The organism is Pantoea sp. BAV 3049 (assembly GCF_009765445.1).
Taxonomy (GTDB): domain Bacteria; phylum Pseudomonadota; class Gammaproteobacteria; order Enterobacterales; family Enterobacteriaceae; genus Erwinia.
In genome coordinates, this window is record NZ_WHOY01000031.1 from 3,595,505 (window position 1) to 3,622,346 (window position 26,842).

The 26,842-nt window shown below is 50.8% G+C and carries 26 protein-coding genes; 9 read left to right on the forward strand and 17 right to left on the reverse strand.

The annotated features are described in order from the left end of the window. Positions 1 to 251: 251 nt before the first annotated feature. The 8 genes from GSQ70_RS17810 to GSQ70_RS17845 form a co-directional block, all read right to left on the reverse strand. A complete protein-coding gene (locus tag GSQ70_RS17810) occupies positions 252 to 713 on the reverse strand; it encodes an RcnB family protein (RefSeq protein WP_158783787.1) in 462 nt (153 codons plus the stop codon). A 203-nt stretch (positions 714 to 916) separates the two neighbouring features. Further along, positions 917 to 1,327 (reverse strand): type III secretion system chaperone, encoded by a 411-nt coding sequence (locus GSQ70_RS17815; protein WP_158783788.1) that lies wholly within the window; start codon positions 1,325 to 1,327, stop codon positions 917 to 919. Between the two features lie 10 nt (positions 1,328 to 1,337). Further along, complete coding sequence (locus GSQ70_RS17820; RefSeq protein WP_158783789.1) at positions 1,338 to 6,572, reverse strand: AvrE-family type 3 secretion system effector; 5,235 nt, start codon at positions 6,570 to 6,572, stop codon at positions 1,338 to 1,340. Positions 6,573 to 6,745: 173 nt separating this feature from the next. Further along, complete coding sequence (locus tag GSQ70_RS17825; RefSeq protein ID WP_370521120.1) at positions 6,746 to 7,996, reverse strand: cytochrome c; 1,251 nt, start codon at positions 7,994 to 7,996, stop codon at positions 6,746 to 6,748. A 14-nt stretch (positions 7,997 to 8,010) separates the two neighbouring features. Continuing rightward, positions 8,011 to 9,780, reverse strand: a complete 1,770-nt coding sequence (locus GSQ70_RS17830) for a GMC family oxidoreductase (protein WP_158783791.1) — start codon at positions 9,778 to 9,780, stop codon at positions 8,011 to 8,013. A gap of 40 nt (positions 9,781 to 9,820) precedes the next feature. Beyond that, positions 9,821 to 10,546, reverse strand: coding sequence for a gluconate 2-dehydrogenase subunit 3 family protein (locus GSQ70_RS17835; RefSeq protein WP_158783792.1), 726 nt, complete (start codon positions 10,544 to 10,546; stop codon positions 9,821 to 9,823). Positions 10,547 to 10,995: 449 nt separating this feature from the next. Continuing rightward, positions 10,996 to 11,490, reverse strand: a complete 495-nt coding sequence (locus GSQ70_RS17840; RefSeq protein ID WP_158783793.1) for a DUF1198 family protein — start codon at positions 11,488 to 11,490, stop codon at positions 10,996 to 10,998. 142 nt (positions 11,491 to 11,632) lie between these two features. Next, a complete protein-coding gene (locus GSQ70_RS17845; protein WP_158783794.1) occupies positions 11,633 to 12,508 on the reverse strand; it encodes a helix-turn-helix domain-containing protein in 876 nt (291 codons plus the stop codon). Between the two features lie 178 nt (positions 12,509 to 12,686). Between GSQ70_RS17845 and GSQ70_RS17850 the strand changes: the two genes are divergently transcribed. Together GSQ70_RS17850 and GSQ70_RS17855 are read left to right on the forward strand one after the other, a co-directional pair. Then, complete coding sequence (locus tag GSQ70_RS17850; RefSeq protein ID WP_158783795.1) at positions 12,687 to 13,589, forward strand: DMT family transporter; 903 nt, start codon at positions 12,687 to 12,689, stop codon at positions 13,587 to 13,589. 106 nt (positions 13,590 to 13,695) lie between these two features. Next, a complete protein-coding gene (locus tag GSQ70_RS17855) occupies positions 13,696 to 13,854 on the forward strand; it encodes a hypothetical protein (RefSeq protein ID WP_158783796.1) in 159 nt (52 codons plus the stop codon). A 34-nt stretch (positions 13,855 to 13,888) separates the two neighbouring features. Here the strand turns inward: GSQ70_RS17855 and GSQ70_RS17860 are convergent, their stop codons facing one another. Both GSQ70_RS17860 and GSQ70_RS17865 read right to left on the reverse strand, forming a co-directional pair. After that, positions 13,889 to 14,848, reverse strand: a complete 960-nt coding sequence (locus GSQ70_RS17860) for a chemotaxis protein (RefSeq protein WP_158783797.1) — start codon at positions 14,846 to 14,848, stop codon at positions 13,889 to 13,891. Positions 14,849 to 14,930: 82 nt separating this feature from the next. Beyond that, on the reverse strand, positions 14,931 to 15,257 hold the full coding sequence (locus tag GSQ70_RS17865; protein WP_158783798.1) for a hypothetical protein: 327 nt from the start codon (positions 15,255 to 15,257) through the stop codon (positions 14,931 to 14,933). 432 nt (positions 15,258 to 15,689) lie between these two features. Between GSQ70_RS17865 and GSQ70_RS26060 the strand changes: the two genes are divergently transcribed. Beyond that, complete coding sequence (locus GSQ70_RS26060) at positions 15,690 to 16,583, forward strand: UbiD family decarboxylase domain-containing protein (protein WP_233268343.1); 894 nt, start codon at positions 15,690 to 15,692, stop codon at positions 16,581 to 16,583. A gap of 182 nt (positions 16,584 to 16,765) precedes the next feature. Further along, positions 16,766 to 16,864 (forward strand): YoaK family small membrane protein, encoded by a 99-nt coding sequence (locus GSQ70_RS17875; protein ID WP_157032633.1) that lies wholly within the window; start codon positions 16,766 to 16,768, stop codon positions 16,862 to 16,864. A 90-nt stretch (positions 16,865 to 16,954) separates the two neighbouring features. Here the strand turns inward: GSQ70_RS17875 and GSQ70_RS17880 are convergent, their stop codons facing one another. The 5 genes from GSQ70_RS17880 to GSQ70_RS17900 all read right to left on the reverse strand — a co-directional run bounded on the left by GSQ70_RS17880 (position 16,955) and on the right by GSQ70_RS17900 (position 21,499). Beyond that, a complete protein-coding gene (locus GSQ70_RS17880; RefSeq protein ID WP_158783799.1) occupies positions 16,955 to 17,176 on the reverse strand; it encodes a DUF2767 family protein in 222 nt (73 codons plus the stop codon). A gap of 93 nt (positions 17,177 to 17,269) precedes the next feature. Then, positions 17,270 to 18,391 carry a cupin domain-containing protein gene (locus GSQ70_RS17885; RefSeq protein WP_158783800.1) on the reverse strand — a complete coding sequence of 374 codons (1,122 nt, stop codon included), beginning with the start codon at positions 18,389 to 18,391 and terminating at the stop codon, positions 17,270 to 17,272. Between the two features lie 412 nt (positions 18,392 to 18,803). Then, on the reverse strand, positions 18,804 to 19,169 hold the full coding sequence (locus GSQ70_RS17890; protein ID WP_158783801.1) for a hypothetical protein: 366 nt from the start codon (positions 19,167 to 19,169) through the stop codon (positions 18,804 to 18,806). Between the two features lie 255 nt (positions 19,170 to 19,424). Next, on the reverse strand, positions 19,425 to 20,645 hold the full coding sequence (locus GSQ70_RS17895) for a DNA adenine methylase (RefSeq protein ID WP_158783802.1): 1,221 nt from the start codon (positions 20,643 to 20,645) through the stop codon (positions 19,425 to 19,427). Beyond that, positions 20,642 to 21,499 (reverse strand): hypothetical protein, encoded by an 858-nt coding sequence (locus GSQ70_RS17900; protein WP_199257277.1) that lies wholly within the window; start codon positions 21,497 to 21,499, stop codon positions 20,642 to 20,644. Before GSQ70_RS17900 ends, GSQ70_RS17895 begins: the two co-directional genes overlap by 4 nt. 418 nt (positions 21,500 to 21,917) lie before the next feature. On the opposite strand from GSQ70_RS17900, the gene GSQ70_RS17905 reads away from it, so the two are divergent. Beyond that, positions 21,918 to 22,163, forward strand: a complete 246-nt coding sequence (locus tag GSQ70_RS17905; RefSeq protein ID WP_158783803.1) for a hypothetical protein — start codon at positions 21,918 to 21,920, stop codon at positions 22,161 to 22,163. A 1,392-nt stretch (positions 22,164 to 23,555) separates the two neighbouring features. Here the strand turns inward: GSQ70_RS17905 and GSQ70_RS17910 are convergent. Beyond that, positions 23,556 to 23,801: a hypothetical protein gene (locus tag GSQ70_RS17910; protein WP_199257278.1), complete on the reverse strand. Its 246-nt coding sequence runs from the start codon at positions 23,799 to 23,801 to the stop codon at positions 23,556 to 23,558. Positions 23,802 to 23,845: 44 nt separating this feature from the next. Here GSQ70_RS17910 and GSQ70_RS17915 point away from each other — a divergent pair, with 44 nt between their 5' ends. The 4 genes from GSQ70_RS17915 (at position 23,846) to GSQ70_RS17930 (ending at position 26,647) form a co-directional block, all read left to right on the forward strand. After that, entirely contained in the window at positions 23,846 to 24,154 is a 309-nt protein-coding gene (locus GSQ70_RS17915; protein WP_158783804.1) for a hypothetical protein, read from the forward strand. A gap of 241 nt (positions 24,155 to 24,395) precedes the next feature. Further along, positions 24,396 to 24,656, forward strand: a complete 261-nt coding sequence (locus tag GSQ70_RS17920; RefSeq protein ID WP_370521080.1) for a biofilm/acid-resistance regulator YmgB/AriR — start codon at positions 24,396 to 24,398, stop codon at positions 24,654 to 24,656. A gap of 870 nt (positions 24,657 to 25,526) precedes the next feature. Next, positions 25,527 to 26,351: an RNase A-like domain-containing protein gene (locus GSQ70_RS17925; protein ID WP_158783805.1), complete on the forward strand. Its 825-nt coding sequence runs from the start codon at positions 25,527 to 25,529 to the stop codon at positions 26,349 to 26,351. 5 nt (positions 26,352 to 26,356) lie between these two features. Further along, positions 26,357 to 26,647, forward strand: coding sequence for a contact-dependent growth inhibition system immunity protein (locus GSQ70_RS17930; RefSeq protein WP_158783806.1), 291 nt, complete (start codon positions 26,357 to 26,359; stop codon positions 26,645 to 26,647). 31 nt (positions 26,648 to 26,678) lie between these two features. Here the strand turns inward: GSQ70_RS17930 and GSQ70_RS26065 are convergent, their stop codons facing one another. Continuing rightward, positions 26,679 to 26,840, reverse strand: coding sequence for an antitermination protein (locus GSQ70_RS26065; RefSeq protein ID WP_233268345.1), 162 nt, complete (start codon positions 26,838 to 26,840; stop codon positions 26,679 to 26,681). Between the last annotated feature and the right edge of the window lie 2 nt (positions 26,841 to 26,842).

The window sequence follows — 26,842 nt, forward strand, 5'->3', positions numbered from 1 at the left end:
CTTGTCCTCAATGGCCAATCAGTGTTTCAGAACCACAAGTTTATGCCTGACAGTAAAAAAAACCAGCGTTTTAACGCCTGATAACTCAGAGAAAGCTCCAGAAAAAAGATGAAAATCAATGTAATTCAGAGAAGGGAACAACCAGAAAAGGAGTATTCAAGGCAGGCTCAGGGTAAACCGGTTAAAAGATAATACATGGGATGCAGAGCACAAAAAGAAGCAGGCTGACACCGGAGTATCAGCCTGGGGAATCAGTGGAAGGCGTTGTTCAGCAGGATGGAGGTGATAACCCCAGTGGCGGCGGCAATCAGCACATAGTTACCGTCGATGTACGCCCAGTGCTCACCGCGAGGTGGCTCACGCAGGCCACGTTCGTGCCAGTCATTAATACGGTAATCATCGCCGCGGAAGTGAGGCGGCAGTGGGTAACCGCGGCGGAAATCGTGTCCCTGCCAGGCGAAGCGGTCACGCTCCTGATAATGGCGGTCAGGACCGCGGTTATCATGACCCTGATAATCACCCCGACCATCATGTCCGTGGTCTGGACCCGGACCACGACCTGGGCCACCGTGTCCGTCAGGGCCACCATGTCCGTCGTGACCGCCCTGCTGGTGCCATGGCTGTCCCGGAGGGCCATCAGCCCTGGTGACGGTGGAGAACAAAGTGCTGGCTGTGAAGACGGTCATTAAAAGTGCCAGAGTCGTTTTTTTCATGGTTATATCCTCAATTTGCTAACGGCTTCTGTTGCGCCGTTGAGGGATACTATCCGCGACTCCCGACAACAAGAACATCTCTAAATGTCTTAAAACTGCTGGTATTACGGTACTTTACCACTACTTAGCACTTTCTTAACACTATGAGTGAATTAAGGACCTTACAGATGCGAATGATTTGTGTTATGGAGAAAAAGAAGGCCTTATGACGCACTTTTCAATTCGCGAATAAACTCACTGACCTGCTGCGCCTGCAGGATAAAACCATCCAGACACTGCGCGAAATGGCTGACTTCCAGCCCCGCGACGGATTGCTGGCTGCACAGCCTGAGGTTATCGTCGCCATCCAGCGCCAGCCAACAGCCGCGCATGGCACTCATTTCAAAATTCAGGGCCAGCAAAGTGCGGAGATAGCGCTCTGAAGTTGCCCCTTTCAACTCTTCTGTTTTGCAGTGGAACAGCACGCAGTCGCTCTCCAGCGGTAGTTCCACCACCGCCACTTCCTGCTGCTTATGATCCACCAGCGCACAGACCCCATCCCGCAGCCCCAGTGAGATCCCCTGCCTGCGCCCATAAAGCGCCAGGCAGTGATTGAGTTGTTCAGTTGCTGACATACTTTCTCCGTTATCCTTTCAAAACGTAGCCGCTGTCCTGCCCTTTACGAAGTGCGGAAGCAAGGTCGGTGGTGGCTTTAGCAATACGTCCCTCCAGCGAATACTGTGTGGGGGTATCCTGATTTTCACCGTAGCTGAAGTTGATTTTTCCAAGATTGCGCTTCATCGAGACAGAAGCGTTGTTCGAGCCGCCAAGCAGGAAGGCCGGGGTGGCAAACCCGTCGGTTTTCACCTGTGACTTGGTGAACGCGATGGATTTCAGCCGCAGGTTATCGCGGTTGGTCAGCTCAGCCGCCATCTCTTCCGGACTGTTGCCCTGTTCCAGCCAGCGCTTCTCCAGCCTTTCGCGTACTTCGTCTTTTAGCTCCAGCGTCACCGTGGCATCGGTACTGACGTTATCCTGCAGGCTGGCAATCAGCGTCTGTAACTGATGATCGCTGCCCATCAGTTCGCGCATTTTATTGGCGTTGCTGGCGTTCAGGCTGCCATCCAGCAGGTTAGACAGCTGGTGCCATAAGCCGTTGTTGTCCACCTTGCTCAGGTTGGCGTAAGTGGTCTGATACTCGCCATTTTGCAGCAGCTTATGCCCACGCTCGGCGGCTGTTTGCTGACGCAGGTGCTTGTCCAGGTCGCGCAGAGCAGCCTGCTGGCCATTGTTCATTCTTTCGCTGTTACGTGGCGTAAAATGCGCATCCAGCTTGTCCAGTTTCTGCCGTGGGGTCAGCATCATCGCCTCTTCGTCATCCTTTTTGTCTTTTAAAGACGCCATCAGTGCCGCCGTTGCCGGAGCGGAGAAATTTTTGCCCAGCGACTCCATCAGTTTGTCAATATGCACCGGCTCCAGAGGCTGGGCGTTTTTCGTCTCCACCGACAGGCTCTGTCTGGTCCGGTTATCAATTGACAGCTGTACGCTGGCCGCCGGACCGGCAAACAGCGGAAGGCGGCCCTCATCACTTCGGATCAGCACGCCGGTGGGCAGCGCGAAGTTCGCCCCGACGCTGGCTTTATTCAGCCCGCGAAGGCGATTGTTACTGCGGCTGGCGGTGGCGCTGTCTTCCTTAGTGGTTTCGCCCCGTTCGCGAGTGCCGGAAAGGATATTCACCCCGGCGTAAGCACCGCCACCGACACGGAAGCTGGCTGGCGTATCTTTCTCATGATTGTTGGTGAGCGGTATGCCTGCTGAAGCCAGTGCCGCGGCGTTGGCATCAAGGCTGACATTCATCACGTCGCCATGCTTAACGCTGTGATTGATCCCCCGGTTGAGCAGGGCCAGCGGATCGAGCGTGCCTTCCGTCAACCCCTCAATAAATTCAGGCAGCTCAGCCTCGGTGATATCAAAGCTGACGCTGTTTTGCTTTTTTAAATCCAGCGGCGTGGCCGAAAATACGCCACCCAGACGCAGTGCTGGCGAGAGATCCCGTTCATGATCGATCGGCACATCATGAGCGGAATCTTTCATATAATCAGTCAGCAGGTTGTAACCCACGCCGGTAAAAGCGGTCAGCGCTCCGCCACCATCACGGCCAAAGCTGACGTTTATTCCCCCCTCTCCGCGCGTCATGCTCAGATTATAACCGCGATCCAGATTTCCCCTGCCGCCGACACCGGCTATCACCTGAGTACCGGGAATGCCAGTGATGGTGGTTGCTGCCCCGTAAGCCCGGCTGAAGGAGATGCTCTCGCCCTTCTCCATGGATAACACCGTGCCCTGTAATCTGCGGGCCAGCGTCTGCTGATCGTCCGCCTGCATTACCGTCCGGGTGGTGACGTTCATCCCGTGATTCTGCTTGGTGAAGGCCTTGGTCATCGATTTGATGGCATCGTAGTTCGACTCCAGCCGGTCATTGCCGGTGAAGCCCTGGCTGGTCACCTGTTTGATCGGATTTTTTTCCCAGCGGTCATCCCGCAGCGTGCGGAACTCTGCGCCAAGATCTTTCAGTGCCTGCTCGCGCGTGCCGTCCTGCAAATCTAACGCTGCTGATAAGCGCCCGGTCAGGTCGTGCAATTTTGCGTTCGTCAGGCCATCGAGGATCAGGCGGGTTTTCACCAGCCCCATCGAATCATGTTTATCACGATGCAGCGCGGCTGGAATATCTCCACCAGGTTTCTGATGAGAGAGCGCAACACCTTTTTTCTGCAAAGAAGCCAGCGTCACCTGAGCGGTATTCCCTTTACCGCTCGGCTGCTGCGAGAACAGCCGGTTGAGCTTATTTACCAGGTCGTCGTTGCGCGAGCTGGCCGGATTCAGGCTGCTGGTCAGATTGCCGAGCTGCTGTTTAAACGCCCCCGACTCTTTGCCGTAAAACTGCTGCAGCAAACCGGCCTGATGCGCTGCGCTGTCCGCGAGCGTGGTATTGAACTGCTGCATTTCGCCAAACCAGCCGGGCAGGTCTGCTTTACCGGAAAGCGTTTTCAGTTTCAGGCTGAGCGGTTCTTCCGGCGCGCGATTTGCCTGCTGCTGCAGGTGCTGGTTCAGCTCCGCCAGTTGCTGAGTCTGCTGCTGGTAGATGCCAGTCAGCCCTTTTCGCCCGCTGTGGGCATGCTGGATCAGATTACCCATGTTCTTCAGCGGACGCGGCGTTTCCAGCGTAGGGCGGAAGACAAAGGTGCTGAGACGTGTGCGGAAAGGCGTATGCACCTTATGTCCGTCATGGCCGGACTGGCCGAAAGTATTCACCTCACGCTTAAAGGTAAGGCCGGTTTTCCCCAGTCTGGAGTCGCGGGTGGCGGCACTGAGACGATCGTAATGTTGATCGGCCAGATTATCCTGGTGGTGGCCACCCGGTGACAGATGGGAAGAAACAGTCTGCCACTGCTCTTTGCCCCGCACCATCATCCGGCCGTTATCCAGTTCCAGTAACAAACCATCCTTCTGATTGCCATGCAGTTTTGACGGCTTCGCTTCTGCTTCCTCTTCGTCTACCTCGATCCCCTCCCGGACACTGGCCGCCGCTTTGGGGAGCTTTTCTTCCCGCATGCCAGCCAGCCGCCCTTGCTGCCAGCTCTGTGCCGGAAGGCTGAAGAGCTTGCCCTTGTCGCTAAGGATAAACATCCGGTGATCCGGCCCGATCGCCATGTCGGTGGCTTTGTGTTCCTCCGGACCGGCCGGGATCCTTGCCAGCGCGTTGACGGCGTCATTCATCGCCTGGCTCAGTGCCTGCTTATCCAGCGTACGCGCCAGTTGTTTATCGCGGCGGGTGTCAGTATTCACGTGGTGCGAATGAATATCGCCATTGTCCTGCAGCGTGACGAAGCGCCCGTTATCCAGCACGCTGGCCGAAACGGTGGCCTGATTTTTATCCAGTCCCGGCATCGCCAGGTCTTCACTGACGCTTTTCTTCACCTGATGCAGCGAGAAGGCATTCTGATCGAAGTTGATTTTATTGCTGGAGAGGTTGACCTTCAGGCGCTTCAGCTCGTTATCTTTCAGTACCCAGGCCTGACCATCCTGTCCGGCCCGCAGCTGGTCGGCCTTTACTTCTGACGCTTCCCAGCCGCTGGTGGTTTCATTGAAGAAGTGCACTTTGCCATCGTGCAGCGCCAGCTTGCCATTGTTGCCAATGTTGACGATATCACCGCGCTCCGGCGTGACTTCAGGCAGGCCTTTCTGGAAGTCTAATACCATACTGTCGCTCAGGTTCCAGCTGGAAGCCGCGTGGGGACGTGCCGGATCGAGGCTCAGCGCCACGGCGTGCTGGCGATCCATACCATCCTTCACCAGCGCATGCAGCTGATTGCTGCCATCGTGAATAAAGTCCTGCACATGGAAACGCTCGCCCACGGCATCCTTAATCTGCTGTTGCAGACGGTCACGCACGGTCTGATTAAGCCCGGTGCCAAAATTCAGCTCGTCGCTCTGCTCACCCGGACGCAGCGCTACCTGTAACCGCCCATGATGATCGGCCGCAATCACCAGCGCGTCAGTCTGGGCAAAAGCGGCCAGCGTGGTTCCCTGAGGCGAGACATTCAGCGTGCGATGGGCCTCTTCCAGGCTGTCGATGCGGGGAAGTAATTTCAGGCTCTGTTGTTTACTGTCGTCATTGGTCAACATCAGCAGTGCCTGACCGTCCGGGGCAACGGAGGCTTTGCTGATTTTGTCCTCAAAGTGAGCACTCTGCGTCTGGCTGCTGAGGTTATGTAAATGGTGATCATCATGAACCAGATAGAGAGCGTTATCGGCCTGCCGCGCCAGCTTCGATTGATCCTTATCCTGAGCAAGCAGCGGATAATCGGCCTGCTGCCAGCCCTCTTCCTGCGAGGTCAGGCGGTAGAGTTTGTCGTTATGCAGGCGGAATGCCTCTGAACCTGCGAGCGAGGCCTGATGATGGATGCCGGAGAGCTGGCTGAGGATGGCATTGTCCGGGAGTTTCACTTCAGCCAGTGGACGACCTGCAGGCGCATTATTCCGCCCGATCCGCACCGTACTGCCGTCATCGCTGAGCGAAAGCGCGTGATCGGTGACGACGGCTGGTCGCCGCTTTGGAAATGAGGAGCCTGGTGTCTCTTCGCGCTGCCACTGCGGATTTGCCTTGCTGTGGGCGACGCCAATTAAGCTGCCCGGTGTGGAATGCAAAGCCAGCAGCCTTCCGCTGTCATCCAGCAGAGTGTGCTGCTGGTGATCCTTGCTGGCCGCCACGCTTTGATACTGCATTTTGGGGTGACCTAAAGTCTGCCTGATTAACGCCCGCTGCACATCCTTTCCTTCCGGCGCGGCCACCCTGACGTTGCGCTTGTCGTTCAGAGTAATGCCCAGCGAGGACTTATCTTCTGCCTGATATGGCCGGGCGGCTATTTCCTGAGGCGTGGGAACATGAGGGGGCGGTGGCGGCGGAGGTGGTGCGGCACGGGCGGCAATCTCTGCATGAATTTCCTGCTCCAGGCCGCCCTCCTGCAGGGTGGGAATAGCAAAATTCATCAGGTCCAGCGGCTGCATCTCGTGTTCTTCCGCCGCCTGCCCTGCGTTTCGTGCCGGTGCAGCCTGTGAATTTCTGCGGAATAACGCTAAATGACCGAATGAGGTGAATCGCCCCCGTCCCGTGCTGCGCGAAGCCGCCTGCTGCTGAACTCCTGCCCCCTGAGGCGCGCCCTGCTCGTTAGCCGTTGTTCGCAGCGTCCCGCCTCCGTTTAACCGTGGTTGCGCCTGCTGCTGGCGCAAAGCAGCCTGCCCCTGCTGCCCGACAGCGCCCGCACGCTGAGTCTGACTTGCCCCCGATGGCTTGATAAGTGTTCTTAATCCCGTTAACACAATGTCTCTCCCCGGCCAGTGATAGCGTCCTGAAACTTCAGCTATGTGGCGGAAAAGACGGCCCGGTTCCCGAAAAATAAGTTTTTTTTATATTTACTGATGAGCGCAAAGCATAAATAAAGAGAGAGGCTTTCACCTCTCTCTTCTCTGTAACACCAGACGGCTATGGCTGGTTATTTCAGGGTTTTTCTGACCTTCGCCACCTGATCCGCCGTTACCGCTGAAGCCTTGTTGCTCCAGCCCTGGCGGATAAAGGTGGCCAGCTGTGCCACTTCATCATCGCTCAGGCGAGACCTGAAACCAGGCATCGCCAGAGTGGAAGGCGCTTTGGCGGTGGAAGGCTGCTGTGCACCGGCCAGGATGGTGTGGATCAGCCCGGTCGGATCGCCTGCATTGACAATGGTCGCCTGATCCAGCTGCGGGAAGACGCCAGGTGCGCCTTTACCGGTCACAAAGTGACAGGCACCACAGTTATCCAGATACAGACGCTCGCCGGTGCTGAGGTTCTTCGCGGTGGTAAGCTTAGCCTCGGTTGCACTTACTGCTTTGTCTTCCGCTGCCGGTACTGGCGGGTTGCCGCCCAGGAACTTCAGATAAGCGGCAATCGCTTTCAGGTCGGCATCGGTCATATACGAGGAGCTGTGCTCGATGACCGAAGTCATCTCCCCCCCCACGGCAGCCTTGTCATTGCGCCCGGTAGCCAGATAGTCGACGGTTTCCTGCTCTGTCCATTTCGGCAGGCCACGCAGCGAAGGCACTTCCCAGCCGTTCAGGCTGCCACCGGCAAGGAATTTGCTGTCACTGCTGTCGAGCGCTTTCTCATTCATCCCCAGACCACGAGGCGTATGGCAGCTACCGCAGTGTCCCAGGCTTTCCACCAGGTAGGCGCCACGGTTGACTTCTGCCGACGCGCCGCCGATTGGCTGGAACGGCTTGTCAGAGGTAAACGCCCAGTTCCAGAAGCGCATGCCCCAGCGCTGGCTGAACGGGAAGCTCAGGTCAGTTTCTGGCGGCGCTTCCGCACTCGGCTTCACGCCCTGCATAAACCAGGTGTAAAGCGCGTGCATATCCTGGTCGTTGATTTTGGCATAATCCGGATAAGGCATCGCCGGATACAGGCGCGTACCGTCCGGCAGCACGCCTTTACGTACCGCGTCCGAGAACTGCTGTTCGTTGTAATTGCCAATACCGTGATCTTTATCCGGCGTGATGTTGGTCGAATAGATAGTGCCCAGATTCGACTCAATCGCCAGGCCGCCCGAAAACTCCGGCTTGCCCGGAATGGTGTGACAGGCACTACAGTCGCCCAACCGGGAGATGTACTCCCCCTGCTTTACCAGCGCCGCATCATCAGCCTGTGCAGTCAGCGCATAACCCGCGCTGAACAGCACCGCGCTGGCGATTAAAAAGCTCTTCAGTTTCATCATCTTCATATCGCTTATGCCTGTACCAGTGGGCCGGGATTTTTCAGATACATATCTTTGATTGCCGTCGCTGCCATCAGCGACAGTGCGCCAATAGTGTCGGTCGGGTTCGCCTGGAAGTTCTGCGGGAACGCATTACCGCCCGGCACAAAGACGTTATGTACATCCCAGCTCTGCAGGTACTTATTCAGCGCTGAAGTTTTCGGGTTATCGCCCATCACCGCGCCGCCCACGTTATGGGTCGACACATATTTGGTCAGGTCAAAGTGCGCGTCCATCGGCAGGAAGCTTTCGCTGTAGCTGTCCGGATTCAGCTCTTTGGTAATATTGCCTACGATGCCCTTCAGGTACTGCTGCAGCTTAAGTTCGTTCTGTTTCCAGTCGAAGGTCATACGCAGCAGCGGGTAGCCGTACTCATCTTTGTAGTTCGGGTCCAGATCAAGGTAGATATCGCGATAGGACTGGCAGGTGGTGGTGATGCTGATTTTCATCGAATGGCCGTACCACTCTTCCATTCCCTCTTTCCAGCCCGCTCCCCAGCCAGGCGTGCCTTTAGGCAGCGCGGTGGCGATTGGCGTACCGGTCGCCTGAGAACTGTGGATTTTTGCCCCACCGATAAAGCCGAGTGATGGACCATCAAAGTTGCCCGGAGAGATGTCGTTAAACATCTGTCCGGTCGCACCAGCGGTGGCAAACGGGTTGAAGTTTTTGTCCTTGAAGAACAGCGTGGAGCCGCCGTTACTCAGGAAGGCATAGTTACGCCCCACCACACCTTCTTCGGTGATTGGGTTGTAAGGTTTGCCGATACCGGACAGCAGCATCAGACGGACGTTACAGAACTGGAAGCTGCTCAGCACCACGATTTTCGCTGGCTGGAAGCACTCGTTGCCCTGCCCATCGATGTAGATCACACCTTTCGCGGTTTTCTTGTCGTCGTGCAGCACCACTTTCATGACGTTGGCATGCACTTCATATGAGAAGTTATCCATACGCTTCAGTGCGTCCATCACCGCAGTCTGCGGCGAGGCTTTGGAGTAGTTGAGGCACGGATATTTACTGCAGTAACCACAGTAGTTGCAGGGTGCGATCTGGTTGCCGTAAGGGTTAGTCCAGGCACGGGACACGCAGGCTGAAGGGTTCGGGAACGGATGGTAGCCCAGTTTCTTCACTGCGGCCGCGAACATGGTGGTATTCAGCGTATCTTCCAGTGCTGGCAAGGGGTACGGCTCGGAACGAGGACCTTCGAACGGATCGCCCCCTTCCAGAATCTGCCCGCGCAGGTTACCGGTGGTACCGGACTGGCCGCAGATGTGCTCAAATTTGGTGTAATACGGCTCAATTTCATCCCAGGTGAACGGGAAGTCCATGATGCGCATATCTTCCTGCAGGATCCCAGGTTTATAAGCCTGATCCGCATAGGTTTTCAGCTTCAGGTCGGTAGGCGTCGGACGGATCAATACCGCCGTCCAGTGCAGACCTGAACCACCAACACCGGTACCTGGCGCAAATGCGCCCCATTTACGGGTTGGGAGCGCGGTCTGGCTCATGTTGTAGCGCACGGTGACTGCAGCTTCTGCCGGGGTTGCCATCACTTTGTTACGCACGCCATAAGCGTACTCATCCGCCGGTTTCGGATAGGCGAAATCTTCATAAGAACGGTCAGCACCACGCTCCAGTGCGCGCACTTTCAGTCCGGCCATTGCCAGCTCAATGCTCATCAGCGAGCCAGCCCAGCCCAGGCCGACGACTACAACGTCGACTTCTTCTTTATTTACAGTTGCCATCTTAAATCCTGCCACTCTTCAGAAAAGGGAAAAAGCTCACTCAGGCGCGTTCGCCCTTGATGCTTACCGGACCCAGCGGGTACGGAATGTTGTGCTGCTTCACCCATTCGGTGTAGCTGGCGCGCGCGCCAGGGAAGCCGATGGCGATCCACGCCTTCATCCCCTTGTTACCGCCGTACATCGGATCGGCGAGATAACCATGCTTGGTATCCGAGAGCAGCTCGCTGAAGAACTGCGACGCTTTCAGAGAACCTTCACCCAATTCACTGAAGTTAATGGTGTTCTTCTGAACCTGAGTCAGCACGGCATCTTTGTCCGCATCTGTGAGTTCATGGAACGATTTTTGATGGTTAGTCTGGCACCAGCCTTCGATCAGCTTGATACCGGTTTTATAGATTTGCTGCGGACGGAACGGGATCTGATAACCCATTGTGGCCGGAGCGTTAACGTTAAACGGCCCCTGCATGTAGATCTCTTCGCCGAATTCGCCGTGCATCTGCTGATCGATGAAAATCGGCACGTTGGTCTCTAACGCACCGGGCGCTTTACCTTTGCCCCCAGCAGGGATCAGACGATCGCAGGCGGCCATGATAAATTGCCATTCATTCGCGGAAAAAAAGATGGGTTTATAATCGACCAGCTCTGGAGCGGCCATTTCAGCAGCCTGAGCTGCTGTTAATCCCTTAAACACGATATCGGTCAGCGGTAATGCCAACAGCGATCCTAATAAAAACTTTCGGCGGGTAGTTTCTTTTTGAAGGAGCATAACATTACGACTCTCACATGCTAATAAAATGTAATTTGAGTTAATAAGTATCGTTATCGACGAATCTTTACGTAATTTTATGGATACACACGTTACAAAATGTAAATATTAAATTCTATTTGTTTATAGTTAAATCATATTCATATTTTTAAAAAGTGCTTAAAAAATTTTAAACGCCTGTAACAACGATGAAAGGCCGATCTCCCCTGTTTTTGTGCTGATTCAGGGCCAATTTACCCGTTATTTATCCGGTTATAATTCACCAGTGTGACAATGCCCACACTGAATAAATGGGAAAAAGTCGTCTGAGGTCAATTTTATTAATTTCACTTTTAAAGAACATTAATTTAACAAATTTAATACAATGACGCTTTTCCAGGCAATCTGCGCTTAAAAAACATCAGTAAGGGGTTTAAAGCATGCCGGAAAGAAATTAAGTTGTTAAAAAATCAGTGACGGTTGATTCGGGAATGAATCGAATAGACATTGCTGACTTCAGCAGGGGAAATATCTTCAGCGGGAGAAAAGCGGGTATTATAGCGCAGGCGAAAAGCATGCATTTCCTGCGCGTCAGGTTCCAGCTCACGTAAAAAGACCAGCGCCAGGCGAACATGCTCGCTGGAGATTTCGGTCGGAAAGTAAGCTTTGCGCAGCACGCCGCGCCAGAAAGTCAGGCTCTCTTCTGACTCATCGACGATAAACACCTGATAAATCAATAACACGCTGGCAGCATTGCTCAGGTGCGCCTCGTTATCTCTGGACAGATAAGCGACAAACTCCTCGCCTGCCGTGCGCCCCATCAGGCTGATCAGTGATTCCACGTAGACCGGGTCCAGGTTCAGCCGCTTCGTTAAAGCCCGTGAGGCACGACGCGCCTGCGAGTTAAGCACGCGGAAACCAATGAAAAAAACCACAACCAGGGTCACGAGCATCAACCAGATCATTAACCGTCCTGTGAGATTACCGCGCTATGGCAGGCAGAAAGAGAATGGTCGACAGAATATGTTGATGACAGAAACATGTCACGCAAACGTGTTCAAAAAAATCACTTTTATCGACATATTGCAGCAACAATTTGATGGCGGGCTACGTTACCTCAGCGCGCCGCAGGGCTGAAGGCATCATCCCGTGCAGGCTTTTAAAACGGTGGCTGAAATGGCTGGACGAGTTAAAGCCGCACTGCAGAGCGATCTCGGTCAGCGGCAGCTTGCTGTGCCGCAGCAGCAGTTCGGCTTTCGCCATTCTCCGCTGCATCACATACTGATGCGGAGCCAGCTTCGTGGACTGCTTGAACATGCGGGCAAAATGGAATTCGCTCAGGGCGGCCTGGTACGCCAGCTCCCCCAGCGTCAGCGAAGCCGCCAGATTCTCTTCAATGTAAGCCATCACGTTACGCAGTACCGTCGGGGCCAGCCCGCCACGCACCGCAGGCAGTTTCCATAGCAGTTGACTGTAGTGCTGCAGCAGGTGGGTCATCAGAAGGGTTGAGGCGCTGCTCAGCGTCAGGTGATTGGCATTTTGCTGCCAGTCACAGCTGAGCAGAAAGTGACGGTAAAGCTGGGTGATCCGCGGGTCTTCACTGAAGATCATTTCATCAAGTGAAATGGCCGCCGGGCTTTTATCCCAGATCTGCTCGGCCAGATGGCGCAGGTGTTCATCAGTACAGTAGAGATGAACAAAGGAGAATTCGGAACGGATATCCCAGGTAGACTCGCTGTTTTCCGGCATCAGGCAAAAGCGATCCGGACCGCCGCCGTCCTGCCACCCCGCCTGCGTTTTATGCCAGGTATCGAAGCCTGCTTCAACATACAGGCTCAGCGTGTGGTGATCGCTGCGCTGGGTGACACAGTCAAAATCATTCCGCCAGGCCGCCAGCTGAATACCCGAACCAAGCTGCACGCTGCCCTGCAGGCGCGCGCGGTGCTGTTGGAGGTTTTCAAATGCCTGATAGGATTTGTTCATGGCAACCTGCTGCTGTGATTCAGAGCACTATTTTAAGGAGCGATGCCGCCAGAAACCAGCCTTTCCCGGTGCGGGCAGGCAAAAAACCGCAAGATTATGCAAGTCACCGCAATCAGGTGGAAGCCGCATCAGCCGTAAAAAGGGACACTGACGCAAACAGACTGAGCTGAGGTGAACAATGAATGCAGTGTTATATCTTCTGGTGGTGGTGATTTGGGGAACCACCTGGATTGCCATTTTTATGCAGCAGGGAGTGGTGCCAGTCACCGTCTCAATCTTCTGGCGCTTCCTGGTGGCCGCCGTGGCGATGCTTATTGTACTGGGGATAATGGGACGCCTGCGTAAAATCAGCCTGCGCGACCATCTGTTCTGCCTGCTGCAGGGCTGTTGCGTGTTCGGCTTCAATTTTGTCTGCTTTTATCATGCCGCCGCGTGGATCAGTAGCGGGCTGGAGTCGGTGATTTTCTCAATGGCTGTGCTGTATAACGCCGTGAACAGCATGCTGTTCTTCCGCCAGCGCCCTCATCCCAACCTGCTGCCCGCCGCTTTGCTGGGTCTGACCGGCATTGTGGCGCTGTTCTGGCACGATCTGGTAGCCACTCAGTTAGCGCCCTCACTGCTGCCGGGCATTGGATTGAGCGCGCTGGGCACCTTCGGCTTCTCGCTGGGCAATATGATCAGTACCCGCCACCAGCAACGTGGGCTGGAAACGATGTCCACCAACACTTATGCGATGTTTTATGGCGCACTGGTGATGGCGGCCATCAGCCTGTTCAATGGCGACCATTTTATGCCCGATCTGTCGGTACGCTATCTCGGCTCGCTGCTCTACCTCGCCATCTTTGGATCGGTGATCGCTTTTGGGGCTTACTTCACCCTGGTGGGCAGAATTGGCGCCAGTCGGGCTGCCTACAGCACCCTGCTGTTTCCGCTGGTTGCGCTGATGCTTTCCACCCTGTACGAAGGCTATGTCTGGCATATCAACGCGGTGATTGGGCTGGTCCTGATTTTGCTGGGTAATCTGGTGATGTTCTCAAAGCCGGGGATGCTCAGCCTGCGCCGCAGCGCCGCTTCTTCCTGAACGGGGCCACGGGATAATTAGCGTTACTGTATATTGCTAATCAGGAACGCTATATTATGCGGGTGAGATTGGTCTCAGATCTCGTGACGACATACAAGGAGAGTTCATGTCCACCAATTACATTATTGCTATCCCGTTCTTTGTTCTGGCCGTGGTGTTCCTGTTTCTGGGGATCCGTCAACGCAACCAGGTATTTCTGCCGCTGGGGCTTGGCTTTATGCTGACGGCCGTGATTAACGGCGTGGTGGGTTATTCCATCAGCTGAAAAATGAAACCCAGCCGTCGCTGGGTTTTTTGCATCAGTGTGGTGCTTCGTCCAGCACCTTATGGATCACTGTGGAGAGTTCGTTGATTTCAAACTTCGCCACATAGCCGTTAGCGCCCACTTTGCGTACGTGATCTTCGTTGGCACTGCCGGACAACGAGGAGTGGATCACCACCGGAATATCACGGAACCGCTGGTCGGTTTTGATATTGCGCGTCAGGGTAAAGCCATCCATTTCCGGCATTTCCAGGTCCGTGAGCACCATGGCAATCTTGTCATGAATCGATGTGCCTTCGGCGACGGCCTGCTGCTCCATCTGCTTGATTTTTTCCCAGGCTTCCAGGCCGGTGACATGCATCAGCGCCGGAATGCCCATCACTTTCAGGCCCTGCTCCAACATCTGACGGGCAACTTTGGAATCTTCCGCCACAATCGCCACCGCACCCGGCCGGATGTTAAAGGCCTTCATCTCAATGTCGCCGTCCTTCACTTCACGCACGGAAGGGATCACATCATTAAGGATCTGCTCAACATCGAGCACCAGCGCCATGCTGTTGGTTTTGGTGTCCAGACAGGCAATGCTGGTGATATTGCGGCTGCTGACGCCCGCTTCCGCAGTATGGATCTGGCTCCAGTCCAGACGCACGATATCCTCAACCGACTCCACGGCAAACGCCTGAGTACTGCGGGCATATTCAGTGACCAGCAGCAGGTTCAGTCCGGTTTCCGGGGTGCAACCGGTTACGGCTGGCAGGTCGATTACCGGGATAAATTGCCCGCGAATATTGGCCATCCCCAGCAACGGAGATTTCATGCCGGCGGCTTTAGTGATGGTCGGCATCGGCACAATTTCACGCAGTTTAAACACGTTGATACCGAACAATTCTGGTTTGGTTTCGTTACTCTCTGATCCTAAACGAAATAGAAGGAGTTCAAACTTATTGGATGACGCGAGATTCGCTCTCTCATCAATCTCTTTTTGAAAATTATCCATCTCTACCTCTGGGTTAAATACTGGTTTTACACGCTTCATCTGTATATCGGCAGCGCAGAAAAAAAGTACAGAGGTGAAAGCATTATTTCTCTGGGGTACAGACCTTCGCCAGCTCCTGCTCGATGATCTCCGGCCTGTTGTGCTCAACCAGCGTTTTGAAGCGCCTCGCGACACCACAATCTTGCGATTCCGACAGCGCAACGGCGGCACTGTAGGCGTTGTAACAGTCGTTTGCATCATCCACCTGCTTTTTACAGCCGGTAAAAACCGCGAAGGTTGAATCCGGACTGGCAACATAGCGGTCGACCGCTTCACTGTGGTTGATCCTTTGCAGAGCGCCTGGCAGCACCAGCCAGGATGCCAGAACGATCAACGCCAGTCCGGCCAGTGAAAACACTTTGTATTTCATTTTACTTCCTTACCTTCAGTCATCCTGCTTAATCTTCCCCTGCGAGTATAGCTGCTGATAATTAATCGCGTTTCAACCAGCAATGATAAACGCGCTCCCGTTGAAGTACCGTTACAATAGTGCAATTTCAGATGTGGAAGAGATAATTATAACGACAAGGTGTTAATGACGTGTTTGCTTTGATTGAAATAAAGTCGACACTTCATTTATATACCAAAAAAGTTTAGACGTTGCATTCAAAAGGTATTAATTAAATTTAATTATCAGGAATATATTCCATTCACGTCTTTACTTCTTTACTTCTTCACTTCTTCACTTCTTCACTTCAGGAAAAATGGAATCGATTATGTCTGGCAAAAAGCGAACAGGAATAAGAAAAATATTCACGACTTTCGTTCAGCCATTTCCTTTTTAGAAAGTCTGCCAGACGAAATGGTCAGTACGGATGTGGAAGTGGATCCCCATGCGGAATTATCCGGTGTTTATCGCCATGTTGGCGCAGGCGGAACCTGTGAACGCCCAACACGCAAAGGCCCGGCGATGATGTTTAATACCATCAAAGGCTTTCCGGACGTGCGGGTGGTCACCGGACGGATGTCCACCAGAGAACGTGTCGGCCGCTTATTAAACTGCCCGCCGGAAAAACTGGGCTTCCTGCTGAAAGAGTCGGTTAATAACGCCGTGGATCCGGTGGTGATCGCCCAAGATCGGGCTGAATGTCAGCATGGCGGGTCCAGCATTCTGGATATGGTGGAAAAAGTGATGCCGGGACGTGTGCTTAACGTCAATGCCCATACCTCCGGCGGCGGCAAACTGCTGGCCGTCATCCAGTTTAAAAAATCCGCTGCGGTGGATGAAGGCCATCAGCGTCAGGCTGCCCTGCTGGCCTTTGCCGCCTTCCCGAAACTGAAGCACGTGATCCTGGTGGAGGAAAATGTGGATATTTTCGATACCGACGACGTGCTGTGGGCCATGCAGACCCGCTATCAGGGGGATGTGGACACGGCCTTTGAGGAAGTACTGAATTATACCTTAATCTGCTTTAACACAATCATAATCGCCCGAAAGGCGGATCTGCTGGCTGCTGGTACGAACAACCTCCACCTGCAATGTTGCCTTGCCGTGAGCATTGGACTGCGTCATTGCCAGTTTGCCTGGCGCACGGGTATTCTTCACGATCCAGTGATAACGGACATTGTCGGTATCACCTTTTTTGCCGGTAAAAGTGGTTTTCACCCGCTCAGCTTTGGCATTGTTAATATAAAACCCGCCATGGGGTTCAGGCTTGATGGTAAAAGGGCCGCACTGCACAGCGGCCAGCGCTGAAGAGGTAAACATCAGCATGAACAAAGCTACAGTAGCTTGTTTGAACATTTTCAATGTCCTGCAATAAAATGACTGCCGAAAGGTAACAGGTTATGGTGGCTTTAGTCGCGGTTTTCTTTATGATGACTGACGGTCGCTACCCCCGGTAGCAGCAGATCCCCCCTTAACAGCAGGAGCAGCATATGAAAATTGGCTATTTGTTTCCGGCGGCTGTCGGTATTGCTGGCGTTGCGCTGCTGGTCTGGTTTATCGCCAGCGGCGCCTGGATGCCGGGTGCCTGAGCCGCGTCTGCCAGTGAGAATGGCCCTCTCACACCGCCAGCGCCATTCTCACCTGGCCGATTAGAGCGAAAAGCGTCCTGCCCGGCTGGTTCAGACCGGCCCCTGACTGGGCTTCACCAGTCTGATGGCATGCTCCAGCACCTTCTGTTCATCCCTGTCCGCATCATGGCGCTCATTACGGGTCTTCTTCAGCAGATCGGCCAGCGCTTCACGGCGCGTGTCATATCCCGCCTCCGCCAGCACAATCACCGCATCTCCCACTACCCGACAGACTTCGTCATAATACTCTTCGCTTAAGATATCGCGTTTCATCCCGAATCATCCTCATTCCACACCGGAAAACAGTGCATTTTGCCTGACATTAAGATTCAGCTTAGAACGTTATGATGAAGTTTCAAATCCGGGTCAGTCTTCAAAATACCAGTAACCCTGATTGATCAGCCCGGTCAGCTCAGCCACAAACTCCGGATTTTGCAGCACATTGCCCAGCTCCTGCTGGCCGAGTTCGGTAAAGCGACACAGCAGATCGGCAGCGTGGGGAGCCACGGTGTCTAAAGGCTCACTGTTAATAAAGAAGCTGCCGTCAATATTCAGCACGCGCAGCCCACTCAGGCGGATCAACATTTCACCGTCCATCAACGCATCCCTGACTTCCTCCGGCGAATACGGTGGTTCCGCCGGAGCAATATCCAGCTCATGGCGGGGAGTAGTGGCAAAGCGGCCAAACCACTGATTAAAGCTCTCCGGCTGATTAAGCATTTCAGTCATCATGCTTCGCACACGTTCAAGCTCGTGTGCTTCTACTTTGCCCGGATGCGCGCGGCAGGTTAAATCCGGATCGCTATAGTGCTCGCCGCCCAGATCGTTTTCCAGCGCGTAGTCGGCAAAGCTGCTGATCAGCTCGCGCCCATTGGGGCCACGGAAGCCAACGGAATAGTTAAGCGCGGTTTCATGCGTAAAACCATCGTGCGGGAACCCTGGTGGAATATAAAGAATGTCGCCGGGTTCCAGGTCTTCATCAATGATTGGCGTAAACGGATCGACGTGCAGCAGTGCCGGATGCGGGCAGAACTGACGCATAGGGATTGCGTCCCCCACTCGCCAGCGGCGGCTACCCATTCCCTGAATGATGAACACATCGTAATTATCAATGTGTGGCCCGACACCGCCGCCCGGCACGGAAAACGAGATCATCAGATCGTCCAGACGCCAGTCCGGCAACACGCGGAACGGGCGCACCAGCTCTGCAGACGGCTCGTGCCAGTGGTTAACCGCCTGCGCCAGCAGCGACCAGCCGGTTTCACCCAGACCGTCAAAATGCTCAAAGGGGCCGTTACTGGCCTGCCATTCGCCGCCGAAATGGGTCACCAGGCGGCTGTCCACCTCAGGCTCCATCGCCAGCCCGGCCAGCTCGTCCGGACTGATGGGATCGACAAAATCAGGGAAGGCTTTTTTTAATACAACGGGTTGTTTTTGCCAGTATTTTTCAATGAACTCGGACCAGTTCAGGTTCAGTTGATATGCCATACGTTCGCACCAGTCAGGAAAGAGAGGGCGTGATTATCAGCCTGTGCCACCCGGCTTGCCTTGTTAAAGGTCAAGTGCTGAACAGATAATCGGATCGGTTTAACTTCTTAAGAGTAAGACCGGCATTAATTAATGATGAAATTAAGGTAATATTATTCCCTGACTGACTCACGTTAATTAGCTGAATAAACTTAAGCAACTCACTACAGCCTTCGTCCTTGCCCGGCAATGGCATGTCGTGTTTAATTCGTCACATGAAATTTATACGTTCCCTCATCTTCAGTATGCTTTCATATAGTAAAGAAGCAGAAAGCGTCGTTTAGTAAATTTTTGAACAGAACACATTCTTATTACCAGATTTTCGCCACTATAAAGCCCGCATCTGCGGGCTGGTTAATATTTGCAATGAGGTTTATTCATTCGCTGCGGGTTTGCAGCCAGCATAAACGTAGCCTTCATGAGCATTGCGAATCACATAGCTGTTCTTCAGCTTCACGAAAGTCAGATCTTTCTGTTTGCCTGCCATCACTTCCGTCCCGTCATCCGTCTTCATAGCAATCAGTTCAGGACTGGTGATCTTCTTTACACCATCAGTGGAGAAGGTGAAGGTATTGCCATTGTCCGTGACCATTGAATTATGGTTCAGCACATCGACTTTTGGCTTCTGACCAGGCATATCCCGGTTCTGGGTCAGGCTGCATTTGTACATCTGCGCGGCTGAGGCTGGCAATGACAGCATCCCTATGGAGATGACTAAAACTGAACTTATAACTCGCATCTTGCCTCCTTTGTATCAGCCACTAAGGCTAGCAGACACAATCAGCATGACAAATGAGAGTAAGGCTAAAACAGGGGGATTTGGTGATTTAAATGCTCCGGGGGATCACATGCCTGTTCCGATACAGACGTTCAAAAAACCTCCATGACTGCCAAACGGTGAATTAAACCCCGTAGAAAACGTAATAATTTCATGATTAACGCAAATAAAACTCAAGAGACAAGCCGTTCATTCTTGCCTCTTAAATCAAAAAAACTAGATGTAGGCTGTCACACAAAACTCAAACAGCTCTTTATTTGAGTTTCTTTTCCTTACGATCCTGGATGATATGTCTTTAAACCCTAAAGATAAGAGCGAGCTTTCAAAAATCTTCTCAGATTCAATTTTGACGCCATAAAAAGTTGAATTACCAACAATGTAATCTATTTTAGCACCGTCATTGAGCAGATCTCGTAATGAAGAAAAATGCTGATGCATATCATAAAAATACTTATGCACATATCTGGCCATTAAATCGGCATTTTTATCTTCTTTAGTTCGTATTTCATCGCACTTGCGAATTAAAAGCCCAGGCAAATCACTACCCGATGGATGCCAGGTTTTTAGTTTAGATGTCGCACTTCCCCAGGTCCCTCCTATTGCTTTCCAGTCCAGATCTGCCGCCTCAACGGCATGATTTAAAAACTTAGTCCAATACATATAGGGTCTAAGCTCTCTGATATAACTCATTCGGTTAGGATAAGGAGGGGATGTCACCACATGATCAATTTTTTCAACTTCGATATTATTTACAAATCTGGAGTCACAGCTCAACACCTGAGCATGATGGGACGTTTCAATAAATGCTGTAGAGACAATATTTTCAACTACGGACAAAAAAAGCTCAACAATTTGAGCGTGCTCATGTTTAATTGTTGAATGACTAAAAGACATTGAAACATGATTGAATGCTGCTGAAGATGTTTCAATAATCAACCTGCAGAATGAAATCCAGACCAGATTAAAAACAGGGTTATCCGAAGGCTCACCTATCGTTTCAACGATTGCAGACCGTAATGCGGCCAGGCTCGAAAGAGTATCACAATCCCACCATCGATTGATGTTATGTATATCAGGAACCCAGTTATCCTCAACAAGCTTTGAAGATGAAAGGTTAACGACTTCGAGAGAAAGTGATTTTATCTTTAAAAGGTCATTATGACTAAAATAAGCAAGTTTAGTGTTGCCAAACCAAATCAAAAAAGGATTGATATCACACAGGACAGCATCATAGCCCTGTTCCAGAGAACTGAGTCCCGTAGTGGCCGTACCAGAAAAAGGATCAAGGAGCCTTTTGCCTTTTGGTGTCTGTGAGATTAACTCCTCAACAAGTTTTACTGAATAGGCAGGAGTTAATCTCAACCAACCATGTCGCCCTATTCCACGGTTGTATTTAAAAGTATAATCACTTCCTTTTAAAGAAAAGGTATCTTTCATTCTGGACTCAACAGTTTAGCTAAAACAGTATTAATTTCAACCTTCATTTTATCACTATTTCTTTGGAAAAATCCAGCTAAATCATACCCTAAAACTTTCCTGAAAAATGAAAACAGTGATAAAAACTCCCCGGCATCAGACTCATTAATGCCTGTCAGGATCCCACAACGGTTATTTATGTATCTGTAGACAATATCTTTATCAATTTGAGCAGAGAAAATAGCGAAGATTGGCAGGTATCCATTAGCCCATGCTACCGTTGCATTATCAATATCACCATTTTGTCTTTTGCTGTCTTTACTTTTATAACCTTGCCTTACTTCAAAAACCACACCTTTGACAGGCGCTGAAACACCTAACTGGTCACAGTATTTATCCATCCATGACTTAACGCCACCCAGGACTTCTTCATTCCTGATTTTTTCTAATTCCAGGCGCCCATCCAAATACAACGTTTTCACTTTCCCGCCACTGGTTTTTGATTCATAAGACCAGTTTGAGTAGACAGCGTCTTCATAGAGACAAGTATCCATAATGATTTGCCTGAAAAGTCTTTCACACCCAATACCTATTTGCCGGTAAATAGATGTCATTCCTCCCGCTGCTTTATGCGCAGAGTACATAAGCTCACTATCTAAACCGACCCATGAATAGAAAGAGTCACTGCCGTATAACGTTTTGAATCCATCAAGGTCAACCCCATTAGCATCATTACCACCTAATTTGGGTTTATAGTATTTACATTTTCTAACTGGCTCCATAAAAAGTTCATAATAATCGTTATCGCTTCCGTATGAACCTTCTTCCAGCATATCATTTACATCAACCAGTTTCTTAAGACCTACAACTTTCATACAAAACGCCCTTTTAAAATAACAGAGATAACTTAAGTTGACTTCGACAGAACTTATGGCAGAAAAACCCAGTAATTTCAGGGAGTATAAAGGAGAACAGGAGAATTCAGTAGCGGTGTGTTGGCCTCAACACACAGAATTCGATTAAAACACACAACACATTGTTTTTTATGGATTTTAAAAATTAAGCAACCAACAGCCCTCTGTCAGTTTGCCTGAAAGTAAAAAATTCGCCGAAGCGAAGTTCATAATTGTGTAAGTGATATGTGCGTAATATCCTGCTTTCCTGAGAAATTACGCCTTTTCTATGCAAAAGCAAATATCATGCACAGAATGACAATTGCTCACAGAAAGCACTTGCCGGGTGCGCCAGATTCCCTACTATTAGCAATGGATAATTATCATACAAGGAAACGTTATGGAAAACGGTTTTAGTATTGTAATGACGCCGGCCCAGTTGGCGGCAATGATGGAAGGTGAAACAGGTTGTCCTGCAGTGGGTAATGCTAATGAAAAAACACAACAGTCTGGAAATTCAGAAATGGATTCACTGGATAAAATCGAAATAGTATTAAAAGCAGGCATACTTAAGCAGCGCAGCCAGTTCCTTCGCCTCGGTGGAGATCGCAGGGAAAGCCATTTAATGAGTTTTAACACTCATTAGGAAACATCCTAAACATTAGCGCCAGTAATTATTGTAGTCTTAATCTGCATACAGCAAGTCCGATGGCCACCCAGCATGGCCCACATTGTGGGCTTTCATGGCAAATTTGTTGTTATGGACATCGATGATTCATCCGCTGTGAGACATCCTCAACTTTATGATTATCTGGCACGTTATGAGCAAGATCATCTTCCCTCTTGTTATAATATCCCTTGCAGTGATATTCATGTTAATGATTATGGGCTTAAGCCCACTGCCATGGTGGTAAGCCTCTGCGTCAGGACAGGCCGAATCAGCTCTTAGTTTTCGAACGCACCCATGGAAAATTCTGCCAGCAGTTACCGATTTTATGCTTCACATTTTTTCAGGGCTGTACCCGGGTAAATGATAACGTACCCATACCAGGGGATTTCGGTGGGATATGTCCACAGAGAATATGTGCAGACCGGCATAACAGTCACACAGAAATCAATATGCGAATTTTAATCGCCCCAATTCTGTTAGTAGTCATGTCACTTATTGTTCCCGGTGTCGTTATCCTTAAATGATCTCAGAGTAGCGCACTACAAATCAGCATCAGGGCTGGTTATAAATGGAGTGTTCAGCAGGGAGGCTTCATAGCGGGCGGCCACCGCGATAGTTTTTTGTGCCTGTCGCTTAAGTTTCCCGCTACGCTGCCGTTATTAATATGTACCTTCACCACAAAGTTGAAGGGATAAAAAGACACACAGCCTCATCTCTGCCCGCCATGTGCGGGCTTTTTTTATCACGCCAGAAGATATCTTCAGACCGCATGCCTCACTGATTGTTGTTTTTTATGCCCACTGATGCCATAGTCCAAACGTTGAAAGCAACACTTTGGTATACCTCTACTTATGCTGGTGCCCCTCTCATGCACTGGCATTTTTTTGCTGATAACTTGCAAAAAACATTAGTTAGTCTAATCTGAAAATGACACCTATTCCTGTGTCAAACTGGTAAGGTGAAAATAACTTTAATGACTTTTTCCCGCCCCGGCATCGGAGGCGGGTTTTTTTGTATCTGAGGTACCTGTCGTGCTTTAAATGCAACGAATGTAAAAGATATGTATAAATCTATGCAGTTATCTGTATGGTGGCTGCTCAGCAAAGCGCTGACATTGGATTTCCCAATTCCCCTTGTACAAATTCATGCCCGTGTAACGCGGGCTTTTTTAATGTGTCAGCTGTCACTGAAAGTGATGTAGTTCATCCGATTTTCGTAAACCGGCTCTTTCCTATCCTTAACCATCTCAAACCACCACGCTGATCATCAGGTACCAAATCGTCACGCTGGATTGTCACGCCTGCAGGCACAACGATGCCGCTGATCGATAAGCCCCAGCGCACAAATCCCGACGCCGGTGTGGCCGCTTTATACGGTGCGCGTTTCATATATCCGTGCAGCGTCTGCCAGATCCGGCAGCAGATTTAGCGCCAGATAATCGATATACCCGTAAACCGTGTGAACCGCTACTGCCTGTAAGCGCCCATAGACTTTGGCGTCTGTGCGGCGCAGTGCGGCCAGCGTACTGTCGGCGGCAAGGCGGGTCTTGATATCGCTGCGGATCGTGGTAATTAACTGCGAAAGGGTTGGATGGTTAAAGCCGTTGTCAGCCATTCAGATTGCTCCATAAATCACAGGATATACCGTGCAGATAGTTGATGTTTCAGGGGGATTATCAACATACGGCTCCTTGCTTGATTTCAGGCTTAATTGATATCATCGAGGCCTATCCCACCGGTTTAGGATATAAGGATATGATCCTGTTTACGGCATCTATGGCACTGATTTTTAGTGCATTATCTTTTGCAGCATTTTTTTATCACATGCAGCAACTTCTCAAATATAGCGACTCACCTTTTTGGATATCCTTGCTTCTGATAATCCTGCCGCTAGTCGCTTTCTATTTTGCTTATTGTTCTGTTGGGCTTTTTCTTGAACAAGCTGGCATGAAACTTCAAATTTATTAGTGGTACTTAAGATGCAACATTAACAGCACTTTTTGATCAAAAAATTATTGTACAGGTTTTGTTTTATTGTATAAGTTTAGTTCGGAGTTATTTGAACCCGGTAACAAATCCCAGATGGGACGCCTCTGAAAGGAAAGCTAACCTCTACTTTCAGAGGACTTTTTTTGTATAGTTTTTTGAGTTCTATACATGGTTACCACTTTGAAACTACACATATTTATACTCTTGGTAGGAATTCATCATGCAAGAACAACAAACAAATACTGCTGCTGAGATTGAAGCTTACCTGATGGCTTCAGTCAAAAACATGGACGACGAGTCTATGGTCATTGGTGAAATCATCGCTGAATTGACTGCTCGTGAAGGGATGGTTTCAAACAAGAAAATTATCATGCAACTCCTCGAGCGTCTGGAGACTGAGCATGATGTCGTAATGCTCGATGTATATCGAAATGCGTTAGAGATTGTTGTACATCGCACACCGGATGATCTGGTTAAATAAACCATTCCCATGGATGGGCATTTTTGCTGCACAACCAATAAATCCTTCCGCCTGAGGAATACCTCACTGAGTTTTGGAAATATTATTTGGCTCAATTGCGCGAATGTATTTCTGCAAACTGGCTATTTGCTTGTCTGCTGTGCAGAAAAAAAGCCCCGATGGATGATGATCGGGGCTACCTTCCGCCATTGAACGGATTGGACTTTCTCGGTTAACAACAGATAACAGAAGGTGACTATTTTCTACAATATCATTTCTCGTCAGTCAAGCGGCAGCAAAGTGTGCACAAGTGGCAGTTGTACCCCATGGAACGGGTGTGTGTGAGTGCCCCTTGCGCAGAGTAAAATGTCCCAATGAATCTTTTCGGAATGAGTGGACATGACATATTGCAACTCTTTGTGTGTATTGAGAAATCACCAATCGGATCTTCTACGATATAGTAATATTTTGCCTGCATACCCCACCCTCTTTCGGAGTTATCTGAAAGAGTATAATTCATTAGACGCGCAAAAAGTAAGGGTGTTACGGTGCCTGGTGCCTCCAGGTGAATCGTTGGCTGTCCCACCGTGATCCGCTGCAGAACTACAACGCTTCATTGCGCCTGACACTTAGCCCCACCGCTCAGGGGGATTCACCGCAACGGCAAAATATTATCACCAGTCCAGAAAGCAAAAAACCCCGCCAGATGGCGAGGTTCAGAATTGTCAAAGTGTTACGTGCATAAATTCCCCACTTTGAAAAGATATTACGCCATTTTTATGCAAAAGCAAATTAAATTCGCAGGATGACAGTCGCTCACAGAAAGCACTTTTCCGGGCGCACCCAATTCCCTACTATTGGCAGTGGATATTTACCATACAAGGAAACGTTATGGATAACGGTATCAGTATTGCTATTACCCCCGTTCAGCTGGCTGCGGTGGTTTCTGATTACACACTCACTGAATCTGACGGCATGAGCAACCGCCTTTGGGGCGGTCTTGAACTGATTATGGGTGCAGTTGAAATGGCTGGGGCTGCGGTTTTGTGTATTGCTCCTGAACCGACAGGGCTCACGAAAGCAGGTTGTGTTGTCGTTGGTGCTCACAGCATGGACACCATTAAGACCGCCGCCGATAAAATCATTACCAACCAGGATACCCGCTCAGCCACACTCAGATCGGTGGCAGAAGTAGCTAAAAAGTTCGGTGCTGATGAGAAAACAGCATTCAACATTGGCCTGGCTGTAGATATAGCGGTTCCGGTGGGTTTCGCTGCTGCACTTGGTGCTGTCAGGGTTGCTTCTGTCAGGGCGGGCCGGATCAGGCTGGCTGGACATGAATCATCTACTGGAATGAAGCCGGGTGGGCATACGTTGTCGCTGCACGTTGGATTAAGTGAGTCTCAGCTTAGAACGCGAATGGCAAACCGGCCAACGATGGCAGCAATAAGCACCTTCACAAATCTTCGAATGGCTGAGGACGCAGTTACGGGTGCTTTTAAATCCAATAAGTCATTAATTTCCCATTGGGCGAGTAATGCCCGTAAAGGTGATAAACTGGAGATTGATTATTTTGTTGGTAAAAATATTGGCTTTGGGATTGAGCATGTTGCCGGACCTGTAATCAAATCACAGAAAGTGCGTGTTGTTTTGAGGCTTGAAGATTTTAATGGCAAGCCTTACTACATTTTAACTGCGTTCCCAATGTTCAGGTAAACAATATGAATAATGACGCTTTAGATCATCTGATGGGGGCATATTTCAACCAGGACTACTATCTGTCGGGTGAAACTATTGAAGAAGTCATGCAAGACTATCTGGATAGTAAATCTCCTCAGACCGTAAATGACCTGATAAAAAATTGTGCAGAGTTTTTGGATCATCCAGAAGTTGAACGTCGGTTTGAGGAGTTATACAGGTACGATTTTAAGCCTGATAGATGGGGTCTGACTGCGGCAGAATTTCTTCAGATTATCTCTGCTCAGGCTAACGCCGCGCTCATGACGAAATAACTTAAAGTGGCCCACGTCCGTGTGGGCCTCTTCACCTGGTAACTTTCCTGAACTCAGCGTCAGCGTGGCTCTCTTCAATCTCACACTTCGCCACCAGCCTTTCAAAGAATGGCTTGCAGTTCCGGGACCAGGATGATTGCGTCAGATCCGGCAGCAGCAGGGTCACTGCCTGGAATGCCCTGCTCGATGGCATAC

Coding starts and splice junctions, on each gene's coding strand:
- GSQ70_RS17810 (WP_158783787.1), bottom strand. CDS start 713: ATGAAAAAAACGACTCTGGCACTTTTAATGACCGTCTTCACAGCCAGC.
- GSQ70_RS17815 (WP_158783788.1), bottom strand. CDS start 1,327: ATGTCAGCAACTGAACAACTCAATCACTGCCTGGCGCTTTATGGGCGC.
- GSQ70_RS17825 (WP_370521120.1), bottom strand. CDS start 7,996: ATGAAACTGAAGAGCTTTTTAATCGCCAGCGCGGTGCTGTTCAGCGCG.
- GSQ70_RS17830 (WP_158783791.1), bottom strand. CDS start 9,780: ATGGCAACTGTAAATAAAGAAGAAGTCGACGTTGTAGTCGTCGGCCTG.
- GSQ70_RS17835 (WP_158783792.1), bottom strand. CDS start 10,546: ATGCTCCTTCAAAAAGAAACTACCCGCCGAAAGTTTTTATTAGGATCG.
- GSQ70_RS17840 (WP_158783793.1), bottom strand. CDS start 11,490: ATGATCTGGTTGATGCTCGTGACCCTGGTTGTGGTTTTTTTCATTGGT.
- GSQ70_RS17845 (WP_158783794.1), bottom strand. CDS start 12,508: ATGAACAAATCCTATCAGGCATTTGAAAACCTCCAACAGCACCGCGCG.
- GSQ70_RS17850 (WP_158783795.1), top strand. CDS start 12,687: ATGAATGCAGTGTTATATCTTCTGGTGGTGGTGATTTGGGGAACCACC.
- GSQ70_RS17855 (WP_158783796.1), top strand. CDS start 13,696: ATGTCCACCAATTACATTATTGCTATCCCGTTCTTTGTTCTGGCCGTG.
- GSQ70_RS17860 (WP_158783797.1), bottom strand. CDS start 14,848: ATGGATAATTTTCAAAAAGAGATTGATGAGAGAGCGAATCTCGCGTCA.
- GSQ70_RS17865 (WP_158783798.1), bottom strand. CDS start 15,257: ATGAAATACAAAGTGTTTTCACTGGCCGGACTGGCGTTGATCGTTCTG.
- GSQ70_RS26060 (WP_233268343.1), top strand. CDS start 15,690: ATGGTCAGTACGGATGTGGAAGTGGATCCCCATGCGGAATTATCCGGT.
- GSQ70_RS17875 (WP_157032633.1), top strand. CDS start 16,766: ATGAAAATTGGCTATTTGTTTCCGGCGGCTGTCGGTATTGCTGGCGTT.
- GSQ70_RS17880 (WP_158783799.1), bottom strand. CDS start 17,176: ATGAAACGCGATATCTTAAGCGAAGAGTATTATGACGAAGTCTGTCGG.
- GSQ70_RS17885 (WP_158783800.1), bottom strand. CDS start 18,391: ATGGCATATCAACTGAACCTGAACTGGTCCGAGTTCATTGAAAAATAC.
- GSQ70_RS17890 (WP_158783801.1), bottom strand. CDS start 19,169: ATGCGAGTTATAAGTTCAGTTTTAGTCATCTCCATAGGGATGCTGTCA.
- GSQ70_RS17895 (WP_158783802.1), bottom strand. CDS start 20,645: ATGAAAGATACCTTTTCTTTAAAAGGAAGTGATTATACTTTTAAATAC.
- GSQ70_RS17900 (WP_199257277.1), bottom strand. CDS start 21,499: ATGAAAGTTGTAGGTCTTAAGAAACTGGTTGATGTAAATGATATGCTG.
- GSQ70_RS17905 (WP_158783803.1), top strand. CDS start 21,918: ATGGAAAACGGTTTTAGTATTGTAATGACGCCGGCCCAGTTGGCGGCA.
- GSQ70_RS17910 (WP_199257278.1), bottom strand. CDS start 23,801: ATGGCTGACAACGGCTTTAACCATCCAACCCTTTCGCAGTTAATTACC.
- GSQ70_RS17915 (WP_158783804.1), top strand. CDS start 23,846: ATGTTTCAGGGGGATTATCAACATACGGCTCCTTGCTTGATTTCAGGC.
- GSQ70_RS17920 (WP_370521080.1), top strand. CDS start 24,396: ATGCAAGAACAACAAACAAATACTGCTGCTGAGATTGAAGCTTACCTG.
- GSQ70_RS17925 (WP_158783805.1), top strand. CDS start 25,527: ATGGATAACGGTATCAGTATTGCTATTACCCCCGTTCAGCTGGCTGCG.
- GSQ70_RS17930 (WP_158783806.1), top strand. CDS start 26,357: ATGAATAATGACGCTTTAGATCATCTGATGGGGGCATATTTCAACCAG.
- GSQ70_RS26065 (WP_233268345.1), bottom strand. CDS start 26,840: ATGCCATCGAGCAGGGCATTCCAGGCAGTGACCCTGCTGCTGCCGGAT.